Source organism: Pedobacter sp. 01T416_2, from assembly GCF_056398925.1.
In genome coordinates, this window is the sequence record NZ_JBFTQI010000987.1 from 1 (window position 1) to 1,858 (window position 1,858).

Here is a 1,858-nt window from a genome sequence, read left to right on the forward strand (position 1 = left end):
CTCCAAAACCAATTCCCCAGTTTCCTATTCCAGCGAGTATTATTTTTTCGCCGTTTTTATGCAATTCAACATGTTTATCCAATAAAAGCTTAAAGCCAAGTTCTTTATGGTAAGCTTTTAACTGATTTAGGTTCTGTATTTTATCTGCTTCTGTAGGCCATTTAATGTAGTCGCCATAATCGTGGTTGCCTAACACCGAAAATTGGCCGAACGGAGCTTTAATCTGCGAAAAATGTCCAATATAGGGCACAATCTCAGATGAAGCATTATTTACAAGGTCGCCAGTAAAAACAAACAGATCGCTTTTTTGAGCATTAATAAGGTCAATCCCTTTTTGTACCGCTTTAGGATTAGTAAAACTCCCGGCATGCACATCTGATATCTGGGTTAAGGTAAAACCATCAAAACTTGGAGGCAGATCATCAAAATATAAAGTGTGTTTAATTACGCGGTAGGCATATTTTCCTTGCGTAATGCCATAAGCAAATAAGGCGATGGTTAAACAGAACATCACAAATGCAAAATCGACCCAGTAATTGCTGCGGCCTAAAATGTGGAAACCTTCGGGCTGGAAATTAGTCGATAAACCTAACAGCAAGCGGTAAACATCACCGAGTAGGAGGAAAAAGGCGAACACGAGTTCTGCGACAAAGATGATTAAAAAAGCATGACTGATGATCTGAAAAAACCGGTTCATGCCTTGAATTCGCATTTGCTGAATTGCGTATAACAGCGCAAATGTCAAACCTACAATAACGACCCAGAAAATAGGACTGAGCCAGGTAGATTGATTAATGGTACCCAGGCCAGATAAAACATAAGCGTTAAGGGCAAAAAATATGATTGCAACTATGATGAGCGGCAATAGATTGAGTTTTCTTTTCATTATTGAAATCTGTAATTCAGAATGTGGGTAAAAATAGATTTTAAACGCCGATAAATGTTGTTCTGTTTTGTGTCGTGGTTATTTTTACGCTGCTTTGATTAAAGTTTACAATTCAGCGCCACGTCCTGCTGAACTTGTTTCAGCATCTTTTATAGTGGGAAAGATCCTGAAATAAATTCAGGATGACGACCGTTTATACAATTTATTGTGCAATCAACTTCCCGTTGCGTATTTTATAATTTACTTTCTTTTATTAGCTTTGTGCGAATATGCTGTCCAAAAAAACAAAGTATGCCATTAAAGCGCTTGTTGCGCTTGGTAAAAATTTAGATAAACCACCAATGCAAATTTCGAAAATTGCAGAGGAKGAGCATATCCCGAAAAAATTCCTGGAGCAGATTCTGCTCGATCTGCGTAACGCTGGCTTTTTATACAGTAAAAAAGGTGCAGGCGGTGGTTATAGCCTAAACAAAAAACCTGAGGAGATTTTATTGGTACATGTAATGCGTGTAACGGATGGGCCTATTGCCATGGTTCCCTGTGCAAGTTTAAACTTTTATCACAAATGTGATGAGTGTGTAGATGAGAAAACATGCGGAATCAGAAGCGCATTTATCGATGTTAGAGATGCCACCCTTAAGGTTTTAACCGAAACCAGCATTGCTGATGTAATTGGTAGAGAAGATAATCTGAAAATCGGTATCGTTAATTTATAATATTTATTTTCACGTGGCCCAATCCGTCATGCTGAACTTGTTTCAGCATCTATGACGATATGTCTTACACGTGGCAGATTTTAAAATATTAATCCCAAAATTCATTTTATTGAGTTTGGGATTTTTTTTTGGGGGAAATGAAAGTTCAGTTTTTCATTGTGGTTTTCAGTCCCGCTTTCCGTTTTATTCCGATCCTTTATCGGAATAAAACGGAAAGCGGGTTTATTTAACAGAGAGAGTAGCACAATCGGGGGGG

2 protein-coding genes are annotated in these 1,858 nt (G+C 38.1%); one reads left to right on the top strand and one right to left on the bottom strand.

What is annotated here, in order from left to right:
• The coding region (locus AC1DPQ_RS26560; RefSeq protein ID WP_477611407.1) for a metallophosphoesterase at window positions 1–886 on the bottom strand (886 nt) is incomplete at its 3' end.
• A 269-nt stretch (window positions 887–1,155) separates the two neighbouring features.
• On the opposite strand from AC1DPQ_RS26560, the gene AC1DPQ_RS26565 reads away from it, so the two are divergent.
• Complete coding sequence (locus tag AC1DPQ_RS26565; RefSeq protein WP_477611408.1) at window positions 1,156–1,602, top strand: RrF2 family transcriptional regulator; 447 nt, start codon at window positions 1,156–1,158, stop codon at window positions 1,600–1,602.
• Window positions 1,603–1,858 lie beyond the last annotated feature (256 nt).